Source organism: Amnibacterium sp. CER49, from assembly GCF_029846255.1.
Lineage (GTDB): Bacteria > Actinomycetota > Actinomycetes > Actinomycetales > Microbacteriaceae > Amnibacterium.
This window is the reverse complement of sequence record NZ_JARVWQ010000002.1, coordinates 728,165-745,260: the sequence shown is the minus strand read 5'-3', so window position 1 is coordinate 745,260 and position 17,096 is coordinate 728,165. Positions and strand designations below refer to the sequence as shown.

Annotated in this window: 15 protein-coding genes and 1 rRNA gene; 14 read left to right on the top strand and 2 right to left on the bottom strand. The window is 72.8% G+C overall.

Going from position 1 to position 17,096, the window contains the following annotated elements:
- The first annotated feature begins 60 nt into the window (after positions 1-60).
- Genes pheS through QDR37_RS13455 form a run of 11 tightly spaced genes read left to right on the top strand, consistent with a single transcriptional unit; the run spans position 61 to position 11,772 of the window.
- On the top strand, positions 61-1,104 hold the full coding sequence (gene pheS / locus QDR37_RS13505) for a phenylalanine--tRNA ligase subunit alpha (RefSeq protein ID WP_279714306.1): 1,044 nt from the start codon (positions 61-63) through the stop codon (positions 1,102-1,104).
- Positions 1,101-3,608: a phenylalanine--tRNA ligase subunit beta gene (gene pheT, locus QDR37_RS13500; RefSeq protein WP_279714305.1), complete on the top strand. Its 2,508-nt coding sequence runs from the start codon at positions 1,101-1,103 to the stop codon at positions 3,606-3,608. The genes pheS and pheT overlap by 4 nt, the downstream gene beginning before the upstream one ends.
- 41 nt (positions 3,609-3,649) lie before the next feature.
- A complete protein-coding gene (argC, locus tag QDR37_RS13495; protein ID WP_279714304.1) occupies positions 3,650-4,693 on the top strand; it encodes an N-acetyl-gamma-glutamyl-phosphate reductase in 1,044 nt (347 codons plus the stop codon).
- Complete coding sequence (argJ, locus tag QDR37_RS13490; protein WP_279714303.1) at positions 4,690-5,841, top strand: bifunctional glutamate N-acetyltransferase/amino-acid acetyltransferase ArgJ; 1,152 nt, start codon at positions 4,690-4,692, stop codon at positions 5,839-5,841. The genes argC and argJ overlap by 4 nt, the downstream gene beginning before the upstream one ends.
- 26 nt (positions 5,842-5,867) lie before the next feature.
- On the top strand, positions 5,868-6,764 hold the full coding sequence (gene argB, locus QDR37_RS13485; protein ID WP_279714873.1) for an acetylglutamate kinase: 897 nt from the start codon (positions 5,868-5,870) through the stop codon (positions 6,762-6,764).
- Positions 6,761-7,975, top strand: coding sequence for an acetylornithine transaminase (locus QDR37_RS13480; RefSeq protein ID WP_279714302.1), 1,215 nt, complete (start codon positions 6,761-6,763; stop codon positions 7,973-7,975). Before argB ends, QDR37_RS13480 begins: the two co-directional genes overlap by 4 nt.
- Positions 7,976-8,004: 29 nt before the next feature.
- Positions 8,005-8,583, top strand: coding sequence for a hypothetical protein (locus QDR37_RS13475; RefSeq protein ID WP_279714301.1), 579 nt, complete (start codon positions 8,005-8,007; stop codon positions 8,581-8,583).
- 38 nt (positions 8,584-8,621) lie between these two features.
- Positions 8,622-9,545: an ornithine carbamoyltransferase gene (gene argF, locus QDR37_RS13470; RefSeq protein ID WP_279714300.1), complete on the top strand. Its 924-nt coding sequence runs from the start codon at positions 8,622-8,624 to the stop codon at positions 9,543-9,545.
- A gap of 52 nt (positions 9,546-9,597) precedes the next feature.
- The gene (gene argH, locus QDR37_RS13465; RefSeq protein ID WP_279714299.1) at positions 9,598-11,025 is read left to right on the top strand and encodes an argininosuccinate lyase; all 1,428 of its coding nucleotides are present in this window, start codon (positions 9,598-9,600) and stop codon (positions 11,023-11,025) included.
- Entirely contained in the window at positions 11,018-11,146 is a 129-nt protein-coding gene (locus QDR37_RS13460; RefSeq protein WP_279714298.1) for a hypothetical protein, read from the top strand. Before argH ends, QDR37_RS13460 begins: the two co-directional genes overlap by 8 nt.
- Complete coding sequence (locus QDR37_RS13455) at positions 11,146-11,772, top strand: DNA-3-methyladenine glycosylase (RefSeq protein ID WP_279714872.1); 627 nt, start codon at positions 11,146-11,148, stop codon at positions 11,770-11,772. Before QDR37_RS13460 ends, QDR37_RS13455 begins: the two co-directional genes overlap by 1 nt.
- Positions 11,773-11,817: 45 nt before the next feature.
- Here the strand turns inward: QDR37_RS13455 and QDR37_RS13450 are convergent, their stop codons facing one another.
- The gene (locus QDR37_RS13450) at positions 11,818-12,384 is read right to left on the bottom strand and encodes a hypothetical protein (protein WP_279714297.1); all 567 of its coding nucleotides are present in this window, start codon (positions 12,382-12,384) and stop codon (positions 11,818-11,820) included.
- Between the two features lie 9 nt (positions 12,385-12,393).
- Complete coding sequence (locus tag QDR37_RS13445) at positions 12,394-13,005, bottom strand: helix-turn-helix transcriptional regulator (protein WP_279714296.1); 612 nt, start codon at positions 13,003-13,005, stop codon at positions 12,394-12,396.
- A 91-nt stretch (positions 13,006-13,096) separates the two neighbouring features.
- Between QDR37_RS13445 and tyrS the strand changes: the two genes are divergently transcribed.
- From tyrS to QDR37_RS13430, 3 genes are all read left to right on the top strand, one after another.
- Positions 13,097-14,392, top strand: coding sequence for a tyrosine--tRNA ligase (gene tyrS, locus QDR37_RS13440; protein WP_279714295.1), 1,296 nt, complete (start codon positions 13,097-13,099; stop codon positions 14,390-14,392).
- Position 14,393: 1 nt separating this feature from the next.
- Positions 14,394-15,164, top strand: a complete 771-nt coding sequence (locus QDR37_RS13435; protein WP_279714294.1) for a DUF4184 family protein — start codon at positions 14,394-14,396, stop codon at positions 15,162-15,164.
- Between the two features lie 376 nt (positions 15,165-15,540).
- Positions 15,541-17,059, top strand: a 16S ribosomal RNA gene (locus QDR37_RS13430).
- The last annotated feature ends 37 nt before the right edge of the window (positions 17,060-17,096 follow it).

The window sequence follows — 17,096 nt, the reverse complement described above, 5'->3', positions numbered from 1 at the left end:
ATCCGCGTGGGTGCGCGGGCGGGGGAGGGGGCCGCGGCGCCTTCCCTAGACTTGGGGACCGTGTCCGGCGCCCCCTCCATCGATCAGGCCGAGGTCGACGCCGCCGTCGACGCCGCGCTGCAGGCGGTCGCCGCCGCGGCGACGAGCGCCGACCTGAAGGCGGCCCGCATCGCCCACACCGGCGAGGCCTCCCCGCTGGCGCGGCTGAACGCGCGCCTCCGCGACCTGCCCGGCCCCGAGAAGCCGGCCGCCGGCAAGCTCGTCGGCGGGGCCCGAGGCCGGGTCAACGGCGCCGTCGCCGCGCGCGAGGCGCAGCTGCTCGAGGTCGAGCGCGCGGCGCGCCTCGAGGCGGAGCGCGTCGACGTGACCGCGGCGCCCGTCCGGCACCGGCCGGGTGCCCGGCACCCGCTCACGCTCGTCCGCGAGCGCGTGGAGGACGTCTTCGTCGCGATGGGCTGGGAGATCGCGGAGGGCCCCGAGCTCGAGCACGAGTGGTTCAACTTCGACGCGCTGAACATCGACCCGGACCACCCCGCGCGCAGCCCCCAGGACACGCTCTTCGTCGAGCCCGAGGGCGCGCACCTCGTGATGCGCACGCAGACGTCGCCGGTGCAGGTGCGCTCGCTGCTCGACCGCGGCGCTCCGCTCTACGTGCTCGGTCCGGGCCGCGTGTACCGCACCGACGAGATCGATGCGACGCACCTGCCCGTCTTCAACCAGTTCGAGGGCATCGCGATCGACCGCGGCCTGACGATGGCGCACCTCCGCGGCACGCTCGAGCACCTCGCGCGGCTGCTCTTCGGCGAGGCCGCCCGCATCCGGCTTCGCCCGAACTTCTTCCCGTTCACCGAGCCGTCCGCCGAGATGGACGTCTGGCACCCGACCATCAAGGGCGGCGCGCGGTGGATCGAGTGGGGTGGCTGCGGCATGGTCCACCCGAACGTGCTCCGCGCGGCCGGCCTCGACCCGGAGGAGTTCCAGGGCTTCGCGTTCGGCCTCGGCATCGAGCGCACCCTGCAGTTCGCGGAGGGGCTGACCGACATGCGCGACATGATCGAGGGCGACGTGCGGTTCAGCCGCCAGTGGGGGTTGACGGTCAAGTGAGGATCCCGCTGTCCTGGCTCCGCGAGTGGGCCGACCTCCCCGCCGACGCGACCCCCGAGGCGCTCCACGCGGCGCTCGTGCGCGTCGGGTTCGAGGAGGAGACCGTCCACGGCGGCGACCTCTCCGGCCCCGTCGTGGTCGGCGAGGTGCTCGAGCTGGCCGAGGAGCCGCAGAAGAACGGCAAGACCATCCGCTGGTGCTCGGTGCGCGTCGCGCCCGACGGGCAGCGGGCCGCCGACGGCGGCGAGGCGGTGCGCGGCATCGTCTGCGGCGCCCGCAACTTCCTCGTCGGCGACAAGGTCGTCGTCACCCTGCCCGGCACCGTGCTGCCCGGCCCGTTCCCGATCGCGGCGCGGAAGACCTACGGGCACGTCTCCGACGGCATGATCGCGTCGGGCCGCGAGCTCGGCCTCTCCGACGAGCACGAGGGCATCCTGCGGCTCACCGAGCTCGGGCTCGATCCCGAGGTCGGCACCGACGCCATCCGCCTGCTCGGCCTCGACGACGCCGCCGTCGAGATCAACGTGACGCCCGACCGCGGCTACGCGCTCTCGATCCGCGGCATCGCGCGCGAGTACGGCGCCTCGACCGGTGCCGCCTTCCGCGACCCCGCCGACGCCGTCACACCGCCGGACGAGACGGACACGGGCAGCGTGCCGGTCACGCTCGAGGACGCGGCGCCGATCCGCGGCCGCGACGGGTGCGCCGTGTTCGTCACCCGCGTCGTGCGCGGCATCGACCCCGCGGCACGGGTGCCCGGCTGGCTCGCCGCGCGCCTGCGGCTCGCCGGCATCCGCAGCATCTCGCTCGCGGTCGACATCACGAACTACGTGATGCTCGAGCTCGGTCAGCCGCTGCACGGCTACGACCTCGCCCGCCTCGACGGCGGCCTCGCCGTGCGCCGAGCGAAGCCGGGGGAGCGGCTCGTCACCCTCGACGGCCAGGAGCGCCTGCTCGACCCCGAGGACCTCGTGATCGCCGACGGCGCCGGTGCTGTCGGCCTCGCCGGCGTCATGGGCGGCGAGCGCACCGAGCTCTCCACCGGCACGACCGACGTCGTGATCGAGGCCGCGAACTTCGACCCCGTCTCGATCGGCCGCACCGCGAGGCGCCACCGGCTGCCGAGCGAGGCGAGCCGCCGCTTCGAGCGCGGCGTCGACCCCGCCGTCGCCCGCGCCGCCGCCGAGCGCGCCGTGCAGCTGCTCGTCGAGCTCGCCGGGGGCACGGCCGAGCCGGGGCAGACCTGGATCGACCGGTCCCTGCCGCCAGCACCGGTCGACCTGCCCGCCGGGGCGGTCCTCGCCCGCACCGGCGCCGCGATCTCCGACGCCGAGACGCATCAGGCGCTCACGGTGCTCGGCTGCCGCCTCGAGCGGAACGGCTCCGACCTCGTCGTCACCCCGCCCACCTGGCGCCCGGACCTCAAGGAGCGCGTCGACCTCGTCGAGGAGGTCGTCCGCGTGGTCGGCTACGACCGCATCCCCTCGGTGCTCCCGGTGGCGCCCGCCGGTCGCGGGCTGACCCGTGCCCAGCGGCTCCGACGCGGAGTCGGCCTCGTGCTCGCCGCGAACGGCGGTGTCGAGGTGCAGTCGTACCCGGTCGTCAGCGCGGAGCAGCAGGACGCCTTCGCACCGGGCCCGTCGATGCGCATCGCGAACCCGCTCGACGCGACCGCGCCCCTGCTGCGGCGCAGCGTGCTGCCCGGCCTGCTCGACGCGCTCCGCCGCAACCGCGGTCGCGGCCTCGTCGACCTCGCGCTCTACGAGCACGGCATCGTGTTCCGGCCCCTCGACGGCGCGCAGCACGGCACCGCCGAGCTGCCCCCGATCGCCCAGCGCCCGCCCGCCGAGCTGCTCGCCCGGCTCCGCGACGACCTTCCGGCCCAGCCGTGGTCCGTGGGTGCGGTGCTCGCCGGCGAACGGGTGGCGAAGCAGCCGGGCGCACCCGCCGTGCCGACCGACTGGACGGACGCGATCGAGGCCGCCCGCTGGATCGCCGCCGCCGTCGGTGCCGAGCTCCGCACCCGGCAGGCCGTGCACCCGGGGTTCCACCCGGGACGCACCGCCGAGCTGCTCGTCGAGGGCGTGTCCGTCGGCGTGGCCGGCGAGCTGCACCCCGACCTCACCGCCGACGTCCCCGGCCGGGTCGCGGCGGTCGAGATCGACCTCGACGCCCTGATCGCCGCCGCGCCGGCCTCGATCACCGCGCGGCCCATCCCGTCGGTGCCCGCCGCCACGCAGGACCTCTCGCTCGTCGTCGCCGAGGCCGTGGCTGCGGGCGACGTGCTCGACGCCGTGCGCGAGGGCGCCGGGCCGCTGCTCGAGGCGATCGACCTCGTCGACGACTACCGCGGACCCGGGCTCCCCGAGGGCACGAAGTCGCTCACGTTCGCCCTGCGGTTCCGGGCCGAGGACCGCACGCTCACCGCCGCCGAGGCGACCGCGGCGAAGGAGCAGGGCGTGCTGCTCGCGACCGCCCGCACGGGCGCACGCCTGCGGGAGTAGGGCCGGAAAGGCGCCCGACGCCGCCTCGGTAGGGTGGTGCGATGGGGTTCCGGGTCGCGGTCGCGGGCGCCAGCGGCTACGCCGGTGGCGAGCTGCTGCGGCTGCTCGCGCGGCATCCGGACCTCTCGGTGACCGCGGTGACCGGGCACTCGAGCGCCGGCAGGCGCCTCGGCGAGGTGCAGCCGCACCTCCGCACCTACGCCGACCTCGTGCTGCAGGAGACGACGCCCGAGGCGCTCCGCGACGCCGACGTCGTGCTGCTCGCGCTGCCGCACGGGCAGTCCGGCGCGCTCGCGGACGCGCTGCCCGACGTCCGCCTCGTCGTCGACGCGGGCGCCGACCACCGGCTCATCGACGAGACCGACTGGCGCGCCTTCTACAAAGGCGAGTGGTTCGGCGCGTGGCCCTACGGCGTGCCCGAGCTGCTCACGAAGGACGGCAAGCAGCGCGACGCGCTGCGCGGCGCGAACCGGATCGCGGCGCCGGGCTGCAACGCCTCGACCGTGAGCCTCGCCCTCGCTCCCGCGGTCGCCGCGGGGCTCGTCGAGCCGGACGACCTCGGCGCGGTCCTCGCCGTCGGGCCGTCGGGCGCCGGGCGGACCTTCCGCACGGACCTGCTCGCCGCCGAGCTGCTCGGCTCCGCCTCCGCCTACGCGGTCGGCGGCACGCACCGCCACGTGCCCGAGATCCTGCAGAACCTCGCACTCGTCAGCGGGCACCGCGGCACGATCTCGTTCACCCCGGTGCTCGTGCCGATGGCGCGGGGCATCCTCGCCACCTGCACCGCCCGGCTCGCCCCCGGTGCGACCGAGCAGGCGATCCGCGCGGCGTACGAGGCCGCCTACGGCGACGAGCCCTTCGTCACCGTGCTCCCGGCGGGCGCGTTCCCCGCGGTCGAGCACACGATCGGCGCGAACACGCTGCTGCTCGGCCTCGCGGTCGACGCCGCCGCCCGGCGCCTCGTCGTGGTCGCGGCGCTCGACAACCTCGGCAAGGGCACCGCGGGCGCGGTGATCCAGTCCGCGAACATCGCCCTCGGGCTCGACGAGTCCGCCGGGCTCCCGATCGACGGAGTCGCCCCATGAGCGTGACCGCACCCGCCGGCTTCGAGGCCACCGGGGTCGAGGCCGGCCTCCGCAGCGGTGAGGGACCCGACGTGGCCCTCGTCGTGAACCGCGGCCCGTCGGCCGCCGCCGCCGCGGTGTTCACGAGCAACCGCTGCACCGCGAACCCGATCATCTGGAGCAAGCAGGCGATCAAGGACGGCGTGGTCTCCGCGGTCGTGCTGAACTCCGGCGGCGCGAACTGCTACACCGGCATGCTCGGCTTCCAGACGGTGCACGCCACCGCCGAGGCCGCGGGCGAGGCGCTCGGCATCTCGCCCGGCGACGTGCTCGTCTGCTCCACAGGGCTGATCGGCGAGCAGCTCGACACCTCGAAGGTCGTCGACGGCGTCACCCGGGCCGCGGCCGCGCTCGCCGCCGACGGCGGACCGGTCGCCGCCCGCGCCATCATGACCACCGACACCAGGCCGAAGCAGGCCGTCGTGACCGGCTCCGGCTGGACGATCGGCGGCATGGCGAAGGGCGCCGGCATGCTCGCGCCCGGTCTCGCGACGATGCTCGTCGTGCTCACGACCGACGCCGACGTCGAGTCCGCCGAGCTCGACGCCGCACTCCGCGCGGCGACCCGCGTCACGTTCGACCGCCTCGACTCCGACGGCTGCATGTCGACGAACGACCAGGTCACCCTGCTCGCGAGCGGCGCCTCCGGCGTCGTGCCCGATCTCGACGAGTTCACGGAGCGGCTCACCGCGCTCTGCCTCGACCTCGCGCTGCAGCTCCAGGCCGACGCGGAGGGCGCCGGGCACGACATCGCCATCGAGACGGTGCACGCCGCGAACGAGGACGACGCGGTCGCGGTCGGCCGGGCCGTCGCCCGCAACAACCTCTTCAAGGCCGCCGTCTTCGGCAACGATCCGAACTGGGGACGCGTGCTCGCCGCCGTCGGCACCACCGACGCCGAGTTCGACCCCTTCGGCATCGACGTGACGATGAACGGCATCCGCGTGTGCTCGGCCGGCCAGCCGGACCAGCCGCGCGACCTCGTCGACCTCACCGATCGCGCGGTGTCCGTCGTCATCGACCTGCACGCCGGCGACGCCCGCGCCACCGTCTGGACGAACGACCTCACGCACGACTACGTGCACGAGAACAGCGCGTACAGCTCGTGACGGATCCCGCCGCGTCGCCCCGACCCCTGCCGGTGCAGACGACGACGCCCGAGCAGGCGAAGGCGAAGGCCGCCGTGCTGCTCGAGTCGCTGCCGTGGATCGCGCGGTACGCGGGGCGCGTCCTCGTCGTGAAGTTCGGGGGCAACGCGATGGTCGACGACGAGCTGATCGCGGCGTTCGCCGAGGACGTCGTCTACCTCCGCACCGTCGGCGTGCGGCCCGTCGTCGTGCACGGCGGCGGTCCGCAGATCTCCCGGATGCTCGCGCGCCTCGGCATCGAGAGCGAGTTCCGCGGCGGCTACCGCGTGACCACCCCCGAGGTCATGGACGTCGTGCGCATGGTGCTCACCGGCCAGGTGAGCCGCGACCTCGTCACGAGCATCAACCGGCACGGCCCGCTCGCCGCCGCGGTCTCCGGCGAGGACGCCGGCCTCTTCGGCGGTCGCCGGCGCTCGGGACTCGTCGACGGGCGCCCGGTCGACCTCGGGCAGGTCGGGGACGTCGTCGAGGTCGACCCCGCCGTGGTGCTCGCGCAGCTCGACGCCGGCGGCATCCCCGTCGTGTCGACGATCGCGCCGGACCTCGACCGGCCGGGGGAGTCGCTCAACGTGAACGCGGACAGCGCCGCCGCGGCGCTCGCCGTCGCGCTCGGCGCCGAGAAGCTCGTCGTGCTCACCGACGTCCCCGGCCTCTACGCCGACTGGCCGAACCGCGACTCCCTCGTCAGCTCCCTCACCACCGACGAGCTGCGGGCGATGCTGCCCGCGCTCGAGTCCGGGATGATCCCCAAGATGACGGCCTGCCTCGAGGCCGTCGAGGGCGGCGTCCCGCGAGCGGCCATCATCGACGGGCGCACCCCCCACTCGGTGCTCCTCGAGGTGTTCACGGGCAGCGGCATCGGCACGGAGGTGGTCCCGGCATGACGGACACGACGGAGACGACGGGAACGGGGACGACCGGCCGCACCTGGCGGGAACGTCAGGCCGAGGACCTCATGGCGAGCTACGCCCCCGCCCTCCGGCTGCTCGTGAAGGGCGAGGGCTGCTGGGTCGAGGACGACGAGGGCACCCGGTACCTCGACTTCCTCGGCGGCATCGCGGTCAACTCGCTCGGGCACGCGCATCCCGCGCTCGTCGCCGCCGCCGGCCGGCAGGCGGCGCTGCTCGTGCATGTCTCGAACTACTTCGCGACGCCGTCGCAGCTCGAGCTCGCCGAGCGCTTGAAGCGCATCACCGGGGCCGGTGCCGAGGGCCGTGTCTACTTCGCGAACTCGGGTGCGGAGGCGAACGAGGCGGCCTTCAAGCTGGCTCGCCGCAACGGCGACTCCCGGCGCAACCGCATCCTGGCGCTGAGGAACGCCTTCCACGGCCGCACGATGGGTGCGCTCGCCCTCACCGGGAAGCCGGCGCTGCAGGCGCCCTTCGAGCCGATGGTGCCGGGCGTGGAGCACCTCGAACCCACCGTCGCCGCCCTCGAGCAGGCCATGCGCGACGACGTCGCGGCGCTGATCGTCGAGCCGATCCAGGGTGAGACCGGCGTCGTGCCGCTGCCCGACGGCTACCTGACGGAGGCGCGGCGGCTCACCGAGGAGCACGGGGCGCTGCTGATCGTCGACGAGATCCAGACCGGCATCGGCCGGACCGGCCGCTGGTTCGACCACCAGCGCGAGGGCATCGTGCCCGATGCGGTCTCGATCGCGAAGGGCATCGCGGGCGGCGTGCCGCTCGGCGCGCTCGTCACGTTCGGCCGGGCGAGCCGGCTGCTGCAGCGCGGCGACCACGGCAGCACCTTCGGCGGCAACCCGTTCGCGACCACCATCGCGAACGCGGTGCTCGACGAGATCGAGCGCGCCGACCTGCTGTCGAACGCCGCCCGGCGGGGCGAGCAGATCCGCGACGTCGTGCTCGGGATGCGGTCGGACCTCGTCACCGAGGTGCGGGGTCGCGGCCTGCTGATCGGCGTCGGCACCACCGCCGACGCGGCGCCCGCGATCGGCGCCGCAGCGCTCGAGCACGGCCTCATCGTGAACGCCATCAACCCGACCTCGATCCGTCTCGCGCCGCCGCTCATCGTCGGCGACGCCGAGATCGACGCCTTCCGCGAGCGCTTCGCGGCCGCCCTCGCCGCCGCCTGAGGCGGCGGCGAACGAGAGATGGCGTTCCGATGAGGGCATCCGAAGGGGCCGGCTGGCGGGTCGCCGTGAACGCGCCCCGCGCGCTCGCGGTCGCCCTTCACCTGCGCGACCTCGCGGGCGTGACGCACGAGGCGTCTCCAGCTCTCCCTCCGGCGGCGCCGTCGGTCGAGCGTGACCACCACGTGCGCGGCGGCGCCGAGCTCGACGCCGAGTGGAACGCATGGTGGGGTGCCATGCTGCCGCGGAGTGCGGAGGCGCTGAATCCGCTGCACCTGCATGAGGCGATGCCCCCTGCTGACGCCCCGGCGCTCCGGACGCTGCTCACGACGCAGGGTGAGCGGGCGCGGGCTTGGGCGGGGGAGCGCATGCGGGCTCATGTCGAGGCGATGATGCGACAGCCCCTGCCCGTCCTCGAGATCGTGCAGGCCGTCGAGCGCGAGCAGGGACGGCCGACGAGGCCGTTCACGGTCCGGGTCGACGAGGTACCCGTCGCAGGCATCGGCGCCTGGGCCGTCAATTCCACCCACCTGCTGGTGTCGTCGGACCTGCTCCGGAACCGCGAGGGGTTCGTCGAGGCGCTGCTGCCCGTCGTCGAGCGGCTCGCGTGAGCCGCCGTGACCCGCAGCCCGAACAACGAAGGACGAGCATGACCCGACACCTCCTCCGCGACGACGACCTGAGCCCCGCCGAGCAGCGCGAGGTGCTCGACCTCGCCAAGCGCATGAAGGCCGACCGGTGGGGCGCGCAGCCCCTCGCCGGTCCGCAGACCGTCGCGGTGATCTTCGACAAGTCCTCGACCCGCACCCGCGTGAGCTTCGCGGTCGGCATCGCCGATCTCGGCGGCAGCCCGCTCATCATCTCGACCGCGAACAGCCAGCTCGGCGGCAAGGAGACCCCGAGCGACACGGCCCGCGTGCTCGAGCGGATGGTCTCGGCGATCGTCTGGCGCACCTACGCCCAGGCCGGCCTCGATGAGATGGCCGCGGGCACCCGCGTGCCCGTCATCAACGCGCTCTCCGACGACTTCCACCCGTGCCAGCTGCTCGCCGACCTGCTCACCATCGAGGAGCACAAGGGCCGTCTCGCGGGCCTGACCGTCGCGTTCGTCGGCGACGGCGCGGACAACATGGTCCACTCCTACCTGCTCGCGGGCGCGACCGCCGGGATGCACGTGCGCATCGGCCACCCCGAGCGGTACGCGCCGGACCCGAAGATCGTCGACGACGCGCGCCGCATCGCGGAGGGCACGGGTGGCTCGGTCACGCTCGAGCACGACCCGACCGCCGCCGTCCGCGGCGCCGACGTCGTCGTCACCGACACGTGGGTGTCGATGGGCCGGGAGGAGGAGAAGGAGCAGCGCGTCGCCGCGCTCGCCGCCTACAAGGTGACGCCCGCGCTCATGGCGGAGGCGGCGCCCGACGCGGTCTTCCTGCACTGCCTGCCCGCCGACCGCGGCTACGAGGTCGAGCCCGAGGTCATCGACGGTCCGCAGTCCGTCATCTGGGATGAGGCGGAGAACCGCCTCCATGCCCAGAAGGCGCTGCTCACCTGGCTGCTCGCGCGCGCTTGAGCCCTCCCCGCATGCCGGAAGCAGGAGGAGTGCCGTCGCTAGGCTTGGCCGTATGAGCGAGGGGACCGAGGGCACGGTCGCCGGCGCGCTCTGGGGTGGCCGCTTCGCCGCCGGTCCGTCCGACGAGCTCACCGCCCTCAGCCGCTCGACGCACTTCGACTGGGCGCTCGCGCCCTACGACATCGCCGGCTCGAAGGCGCACGCGAACGCGCTCGCCGCCGCGGGTCATCTCGCCGAGGACGACCTGGCGCGGCTGCAGGCGGGGCTGGATCGCCTCGCCGACCGCGTGGCCGACGGCTCCCTGCAGCCGGACCCCGGCGACGAGGACGTGCACGCAGCGCTCGAGCAGGCCCTGCTCGCCGAGGTCGGGCAGGAGCTCGGCGGCCGCCTCCGCGCCGGTCGCAGCCGCAACGACCAGATCGCCACGCTCATCCGTCTCTACCTGAAGGACGCCGCCCGCGCGGTCGCGCTCGGGCTCGTCGACCTCGTCGATGCGCTCGCGAGCCAGGCGGACGCGCACTTCGACGCGGTGCTGCCCGGCCGCACGCACCTCCAGCACGCGCAGCCGGTGCTGCTCGCGCACCACCTGCTCGCGCACGCCTGGCCTCTCGTGCGTGACCTGGAGCGCCTGGGCGACTGGCACCGCCGCGCCGACCGCTCGCCCTACGGCTCCGGTGCCCTCGCGGGCTCGAGCCTCGGCCTCGACGCGGGCGAGGTGGCCCGCGAGCTCGGCTTCTCCGGCGTCGTCGAGAACTCGATCGACGGCGTGAGCGCCCGCGACGTGGTCGCGGAGTTCGCCTTCGTCGCCGCGATGATCGGCGTCGACCTGTCGCGGCTCGCCGAGGACGTGATCCTCTGGTGCACCCGCGACGTCGGGTTCGCCCGGCTGCACGACTCGTGGTCGACCGGGTCGTCGATCATGCCGCAGAAGAAGAACCCCGACATCCCCGAGCTCGCGCGCGGCAAGGCCGGACGCCTCATCGGCGACCTGACGGGTCTGCTGACCACGCTGAAGGGCCTCCCGCTCGCCTACAACCGCGACCTGCAGGAGGACAAGGAGCCGGTCTTCGACCAGGTCGTGACGCTGCAGCTGCTGCTGCCGGCGATGACGGGGCTCGTCGCGACGCTCCGCTTCGACATCGACGCGATGGCGGCGTCCGCGCCGCTCGGCTACTCGCTCGCGACCGACGTCGCCGAGTGGCTCGTGAAGCAGGGTGTGCCGTTCCGCGAGGCGCACGAGATCACGGGATCCCTCGTGCAGGCGGCGGAGCAGCGCGGGCTGCCGCTCGAGGGGCTGTCGGACGACGAGCTCGCCGCGGTGTCGCCGCGCCTCACCCCGGCCGTGCGCGACGTGCTCACCGTGCAGGGGTCGGTCGCCTCGCGCTCCGGGGTCGGTGGCACCGCTCCGGACCGGGTCCGCGAGCAGCTCGCCGCGCTCACGGAGCACGTGCGCCGCGCGAAGCAGGTCCTCGATGGCTGACCCCCGCCGGCCCGAACGACGCCCGGAGCGGCCCTGGGTGATGCGCACGATCGTGGTGCTCGCCGCCGTCGTCGTGCTCGGCGGCGTCGTCTGGGCCTCGATGCTCGGACACCTGTTCTGATCCCCGATCGCGCCGCGTTCGCCCGCCCGGCACCGGAGGTCGCGCCGCTGCTGCTCGGTGCGCGGCTCACCCATCGCACGCCGGACGGCGCGGTCACCGTGCGCCTCACCGAGGTCGAGGCCTATCAGGGGCAGGGCGAGGACCCGGGCTCGCACGCGCACCGTGGCCGCACCGCCCGCAACGCGGTGATGTTCGGCGAGCCCGGCCACCTGTACACGTACTTCACCTACGGCATGCACACCTGCGCGAACGTCGTCTGCCTCCCGCCCGGCTCGGCCGGAGGAGTGCTGCTGCGGGGCGCCGAGGTGCTCGACGGGCTCGAGCTCGCACGCAGCCGCCGGACGACGAGCCGCGGCGACGCCGATCTCGCTCGCGGTCCGGCCCGCCTCGCCCTCGCGCTCGGCATCACGCTCGACGACGGGGGCGCCGACCTGCTCGCCGGCGACGCCTTCACCCTCGATCTCGCGGACGAGCCCGTCGGTACGGTGCGGACGGGCCCGCGCACCGGCGTCTCCGGCCCGGGCGGCGATGCCGCTGCCTATCCGTGGCGGTTCTGGCTCGAGGGCGACCCGACGGTGTCCTCGTACCGGTCCGCGGTGGCACGGCGTCGGGTGGCGAAGGCCTGACGGCTCGTCGTCCGCACCGCGCCGGATGAGGGGCGCGGGCGGAGGTCAGGACCGGACGAGGAGCACGATGCCGGCCGCCGCCGCGGCCCACACCCAGCTCACGAGCGTGCCGACGATGAACCGCTCGCGCACGGCACCCGTCTCGAGCTCGGTGAAGCGCCCGACGCCCTTGATCGCGATGACCACCGCCAGCGCCTCCGGGAACCCGGCGACGATCGCGCCCGCGACGGCCAGCCGCTCGAGCAGACCGATGACCTCGCCGCCGCGCAGCAGCTCGCGGCCGTCGGCGGCGAGCAGCCCGCCGTGCTCGCCCTCGGTCTGGTCGAAGTCGACGCGGTCGAGCAGGTGCCGGGTGACGGGGCTGCCGCCGGCGACCGCGAGCACGAGCGCTCCGACGGTCACGAGCGCCGCGACCGGCGCCGGAGCCGGGGACGCGGGGAACGCGGCGATGAGCAGCGTGAGCGCGGTGACGCCGGCGGTGACGATGGTGAGGGGACGCCGTGGACGCCGCCAGGCGACGACGGCGAGGACGGCGGCGGCCGCGACGCAGAGCACGACGGCGGTCCAGCCCAGCACGGAGAGCAGGACCACGAGCGGCGACACGACGAGCACGCCCGAAGGCTATGCGGGGGCGGCGACGTCGAGCGCCGCGACCAGCCGCACGAGCGCGGGCCGGGCGCGCTGCTCGAGCCGCACGCCGGCGGCGCGGGCGCGGAGGCTCACGGCCTGCGGGGTGATGCCGAGCTCGGCGGCGATGTCGGCCTGCGTGCGGCCGGCCTCGAGGCGGTCGGCGACCTCCCAGCCCTCGGGCGTGCGCCGATCGCGCAGGTCGAGCAGCAGGTCGACGAGCGCCGCGACCCCCGCGGCTCCGACGAGCGCGTCGCCGCCGGTCGCGGCCAGCGCGAAGCGGAGCGGACGTCGCTTCGCCTCGTCGATCGCCGCGCGGGCCGCGATGAACGCGTCGCCCTGTGCCTCACGGGTCGTCGCGGGCAGCGGGGCCCGCACGGGGCCGATGCCGAGACCCACGCTCCAGCCGCCGTCGCGGTGGAGGTCGAGGGCGATGCCGAGGGCGTCGTCGGCCGTGCCGAGGACGACCTGGAACTCGTCACCGGCGGTCCGGTCCGGCCCGAGGACCAGTGCGGGGCCGTGCCGCGCCTCGATGCGAGCCGTGATCTCCGGGACGCGATCGGCGCCGCGGCGGCTCGCCACCTGGTCGACGGTGAGCACGAACACGCACCAAGTCTGCAGGCTTGATCCGAGGAAGTCAAGTCGAGCGGCTTGATCGCCGTGGCTCGTGCCCGAGCCTCACTGGTAGCGTGGCGTGGTGCCGACGCCCGTGCTCTCGCGCCAGCGCAACGACCCCACCTTCGCATCGATCTGGGACGAGCTGCAGTGGCGCGGTCTCGTCCACGTGTCGACCGACCAGGACGCGCTCGCGGCAGCGCTCAGGGCCGGACCGGTGACGGCGTACTGCGGCTTCGATCCCACCGCGCCGAGCCTCCATCTCGGGCACCTCACCCAGCTGCTCGTCCTGCGACGCCTCCAGCTGGCCGGGCACCGGCCGCTCGGACTCGTCGGCGGCTCGACGGGGCTCATCGGCGATCCGCGCCCGACCGCGGAGCGCACGCTCAACAGCCCCGAGACGGTCGCGTCGTGGGTGGCCCTGCTCCGCGAGCAGGTCGAGCGGTTCCTCGACTTCGAGGGCGAGGCCGCCGCGCGCATGGTGAACAACCTCGACTGGACGGCACCGCTGTCGGCGATCGACTTCCTCCGCGACATCGGCAAGCACTACCGCGTCGGCACGATGCTCAAGAAGGACGCGGTGGCGGCGCGCCTCAACTCCGAGGCGGGCATCAGCTACACGGAGTTCAGCTACCAGATCCTGCAGGGCTACGACTTCCTCGAGCTCTACCGCCAGCACGGCTGCACCCTGCAGACCGGAGGCAGCGACCAGTGGGGCAACCTGACGAGCGGCATCGACCTCATCCGCCGCGTCGAAGGTGTCGCGGTGCACGCGATCGGCACGCCGCTCGTCACCGACAGCGAGGGCCGCAAGTTCAGCAAGAGCGAGGGCACCGCGGTCTGGCTCGACCCCGGGCAGACGAGCCCGTACGCCTTCTACCAGTTCTGGTTGAACAGCGCGGACGCCGACGTGGTCTCCCGCCTCAAGGTCTTCACGTTCCTGTCTCGGGCCGAGATCGAGGAGCTCGAGCGCGCCACCGTCGAGCGGCCCGGTGCGCGCGAGGCGCAGCGACGGCTCGCTCTCGAGGTGACCGCGACGGTGCACGGCGACGAGGCGGCCGAGGCGGCGCGGGACGCGTCGGTCGCGCTCTTCGGCGGCGGCGACCTCGCGGCGCTCGACGAGGCCACACTCGGCTCCGCGCTCGCCGAGCTGCCGAGCACCGAGGGCGCGCCCGAGGATCCCGTCGCCGGGCTGCTCGTGGCGACCGGGCTGACGTCGTCGCTGGGGGAGTCGCGGCGCGCGATCGCCCAGGGCGGGGTGTACGTGAACAACGAGCGGGTGCCCGACCAGGAGGCCCGGCTCGGTCCGCTGCTGCACGGTCGGTACGCGGTGCTCCGTCGTGGCAAGCGGACCCTTGCGGCGGTCGTCGCCCCCTGACATGCCGTACACCCCTGCGCACGCCGTGGTCGCTCTGCTGGCGCGCAGGGCCGGGCTGCCTCCCGCCGCCGTGGCGGCCGGGGCGATGGCGCCGGACCTGCCGCTCTTCGTGATGGCCCGCCGCCAGCGGCAGACACACGAGGCGTGGGCGGTGCTCACCCTCGACCCGGCACTCGCGCTCGGGCTCCTCGCCGGGTGGGAGCTGCTCATCCGGCCGGCGCTCGTCGCGCTCGCGCCGGACGCGGTCCGCGCACGGCTCCCGCAGGCCGCGGGACGGCCGGCCCTTCCGCGATTCTCGGGTCGGCTCCTCGCAGGACTCGTCGCCGGAACCGCCAGCCACGTCGTCTGGGACTCCTTCACGCACCCCGGGCGCCGCGGCACCCGGCTCGTCCCCCTGCTCGAGCGATCGATGGCCCGACGACCTGTCGCGGCGTGGCTGCAGGAGGCGAGCTCGGCGGTGGGGCTCGCCGTGCTCGCGGGCGCGGCGATCCGCGGTCGAGGGAGCACACCGCTGGGTCCGGCGGCGTCATCGCCCCTGGGCGTCGCGCGACGTCCCCTCGTCCTCGTCGCGGTCCTGCTCGTCGCGCTGTCCGGGGTGCGCTCGGCGTGGGGGAGCGGCGACCGCGTGGTCCGCACCCTGACCGTGCCGCTCTCGGCCGGCACGGTGCTGCTGGCCGCGATCGGGGCCGTGCTGCCCGTCCTCGAGCGGCGCCGCTCGCGCGACACGCCCGGGACGTCGCCCGCGCTTGCACCGAGCGCCGGATCCACGTAACTTCTCCTCTCGCCCCCAAGCGGTGCGGATGAGCGGAAGCTCTCCGGCCCCAGGTGGGAAGCCCCTTCTGCAGATCGCGGAACCGACGGCGTCAGCCGGCGGAGCGAGAGCGTCGGGACGATCGAGGTGCCCCAGGTCGCCGGAGTGGAAGCTTCGGTGGGTGGTGTGCGGTCGATCTTTGAGAACTCAACAGCGTGCACAATTGTCAATGCCAATAAACCTCGTCGGCCAGGCTCTGTCTGGTCGGGAGATTCCTTTGGATTGATGGATGTCAGTAGACATCCGACAGTCATGATTGAACTCGTAGTCCGCCGGTCGGTTCCCGTCTGGTGGCTGCATCCTGGTTTCCGTTGCTTTCGGGTGGCGGGTCTAGACCTTTATGGAGAGTTTGATCCTGGCTCAGGACGAACGCTGGCGGCGTGCTTAACACATGCAAGTCGAACGGTGATGCGGAGCTTGCTCCGCTGATCAGTGGCGAACGGGTGAGTAACACGTGAGTAACCTGCCCCGGACTCTGGGATAAGCGTTGGAAACGACGTCTAATACTGGATATGACTTGGAACGGCATCGTTCCGGGTGGAAAGAATTTCGGTTCGGGATGGACTCGCGGCCTATCAGCTTGTTGGTGGGGTGATGGCCTACCAAGGCGACGACGGGTAGCCGGCCTGAGAGGGTGACCGGCCACACTGGGACTGAGACACGGCCCAGACTCCTACGGGAGGCAGCAGTGGGGAATATTGCACAATGGGCGCAAGCCTGATGCAGCAACGCCGCGTGAGGGATGACGGCCTTCGGGTTGTAAACCTCTTTTGGCAGGGAAGAAGCGAGAGTGACGGTACCTGCAGAAAAAGCACCGGCTAACTACGTGCCAGCAGCCGCGGTAATACGTAGGGTGCAAGCGTTGTCCGGAATTATTGGGCGTAAAGAGCTCGTAGGCGGTTTGTCGCGTCTGCTGTGAAAACGCGAGGCTCAACCTCGCGCCTGCAGTGGGTACGGGCAGACTGGAGTGCGGTAGGGGAGATTGGAATTCCTGGTGTAGCGGTGGAATGCGCAGATATCAGGAGGAACACCGATGGCGAAGGCAGATCTCTGGGCCGTAACTGACGCTGAGGAGCGAAAGCGTGGGGAGCGAACAGGATTAGATACCCTGGTAGTCCACGCCGTAAACGTTGGGCGCTAGATGTGGGGGCCATTCCACGGTTCCCGTGTCGCAGCTAACGCATTAAGCGCCCCGCCTGGGGAGTACGGCCGCAAGGCTAAAACTCAAAGGAATTGACGGGGGCCCGCACAAGCGGCGGAGCATGCGGATTAATTCGATGCAACGCGAAGAACCTTACCAAGGCTTGACATGCACTCGAAACGGCCAGAGATGGTCGCCCCGCAAGGCGGGTGCACAGGTGGTGCATGGTTGTCGTCAGCTCGTGTCGTGAGATGTTGGGTTAAGTCCCGCAACGAGCGCAACCCTCGTTCTATGTTGCCAGCGGGTCATGCCGGGAACTCATAGGAGACTGCCGGGGTCAACTCGGAGGAAGGTGGGGATGACGTCAAATCATCATGCCCCTTATGTCTTGGGCTTCACGCATGCTACAATGGCCGGTACAAAGGGCTGCAATACCGTGAGGTGGAGCGAATCCCAAAAAGCCGGTCTCAGTTCGGATTGAGGTCTGCAACTCGACCTCATGAAGTCGGAGTCGCTAGTAATCGCAGATCAGCAACGCTGCGGTGAATACGTTCCCGGGCCTTGTACACACCGCCCGTCAAGTCATGAAAGTCGGTAACACCCGAAGCCGGTGGCCCAACCCTTGTGGAGGGAGCCGTCGAAGGTGGGATCGGTGATTAGGACTAAGTCGTAACAAGGTAGCCGTACCGGAAGGTGCGGCTGGATCACCTCCTTTCTAAGGAGCACCTGCACGTCCGCCTCCGGGTGGTCGT

Excerpts from the sequence above, each read along its gene's own strand:
- QDR37_RS13475 (WP_279714301.1), top strand. The coding sequence starts at position 8,005 with ATGAGGGCATCCGAAGGGGCCGGCTGGCGGGTCGCCGTGAACGCGCCC.
- QDR37_RS13435 (WP_279714294.1), top strand. The coding sequence starts at position 14,394 with ATGCCGTACACCCCTGCGCACGCCGTGGTCGCTCTGCTGGCGCGCAGG.
- argF (WP_279714300.1), top strand. The coding sequence starts at position 8,622 with ATGACCCGACACCTCCTCCGCGACGACGACCTGAGCCCCGCCGAGCAG.
- QDR37_RS13480 (WP_279714302.1), top strand. The coding sequence starts at position 6,761 with ATGACGGACACGACGGAGACGACGGGAACGGGGACGACCGGCCGCACC.
- argJ (WP_279714303.1), top strand. The coding sequence starts at position 4,690 with ATGAGCGTGACCGCACCCGCCGGCTTCGAGGCCACCGGGGTCGAGGCC.
- QDR37_RS13460 (WP_279714298.1), top strand. The coding sequence starts at position 11,018 with ATGGCTGACCCCCGCCGGCCCGAACGACGCCCGGAGCGGCCCTGGGTG.
- argH (WP_279714299.1), top strand. The coding sequence starts at position 9,598 with ATGAGCGAGGGGACCGAGGGCACGGTCGCCGGCGCGCTCTGGGGTGGC.
- argC (WP_279714304.1), top strand. The coding sequence starts at position 3,650 with ATGGGGTTCCGGGTCGCGGTCGCGGGCGCCAGCGGCTACGCCGGTGGC.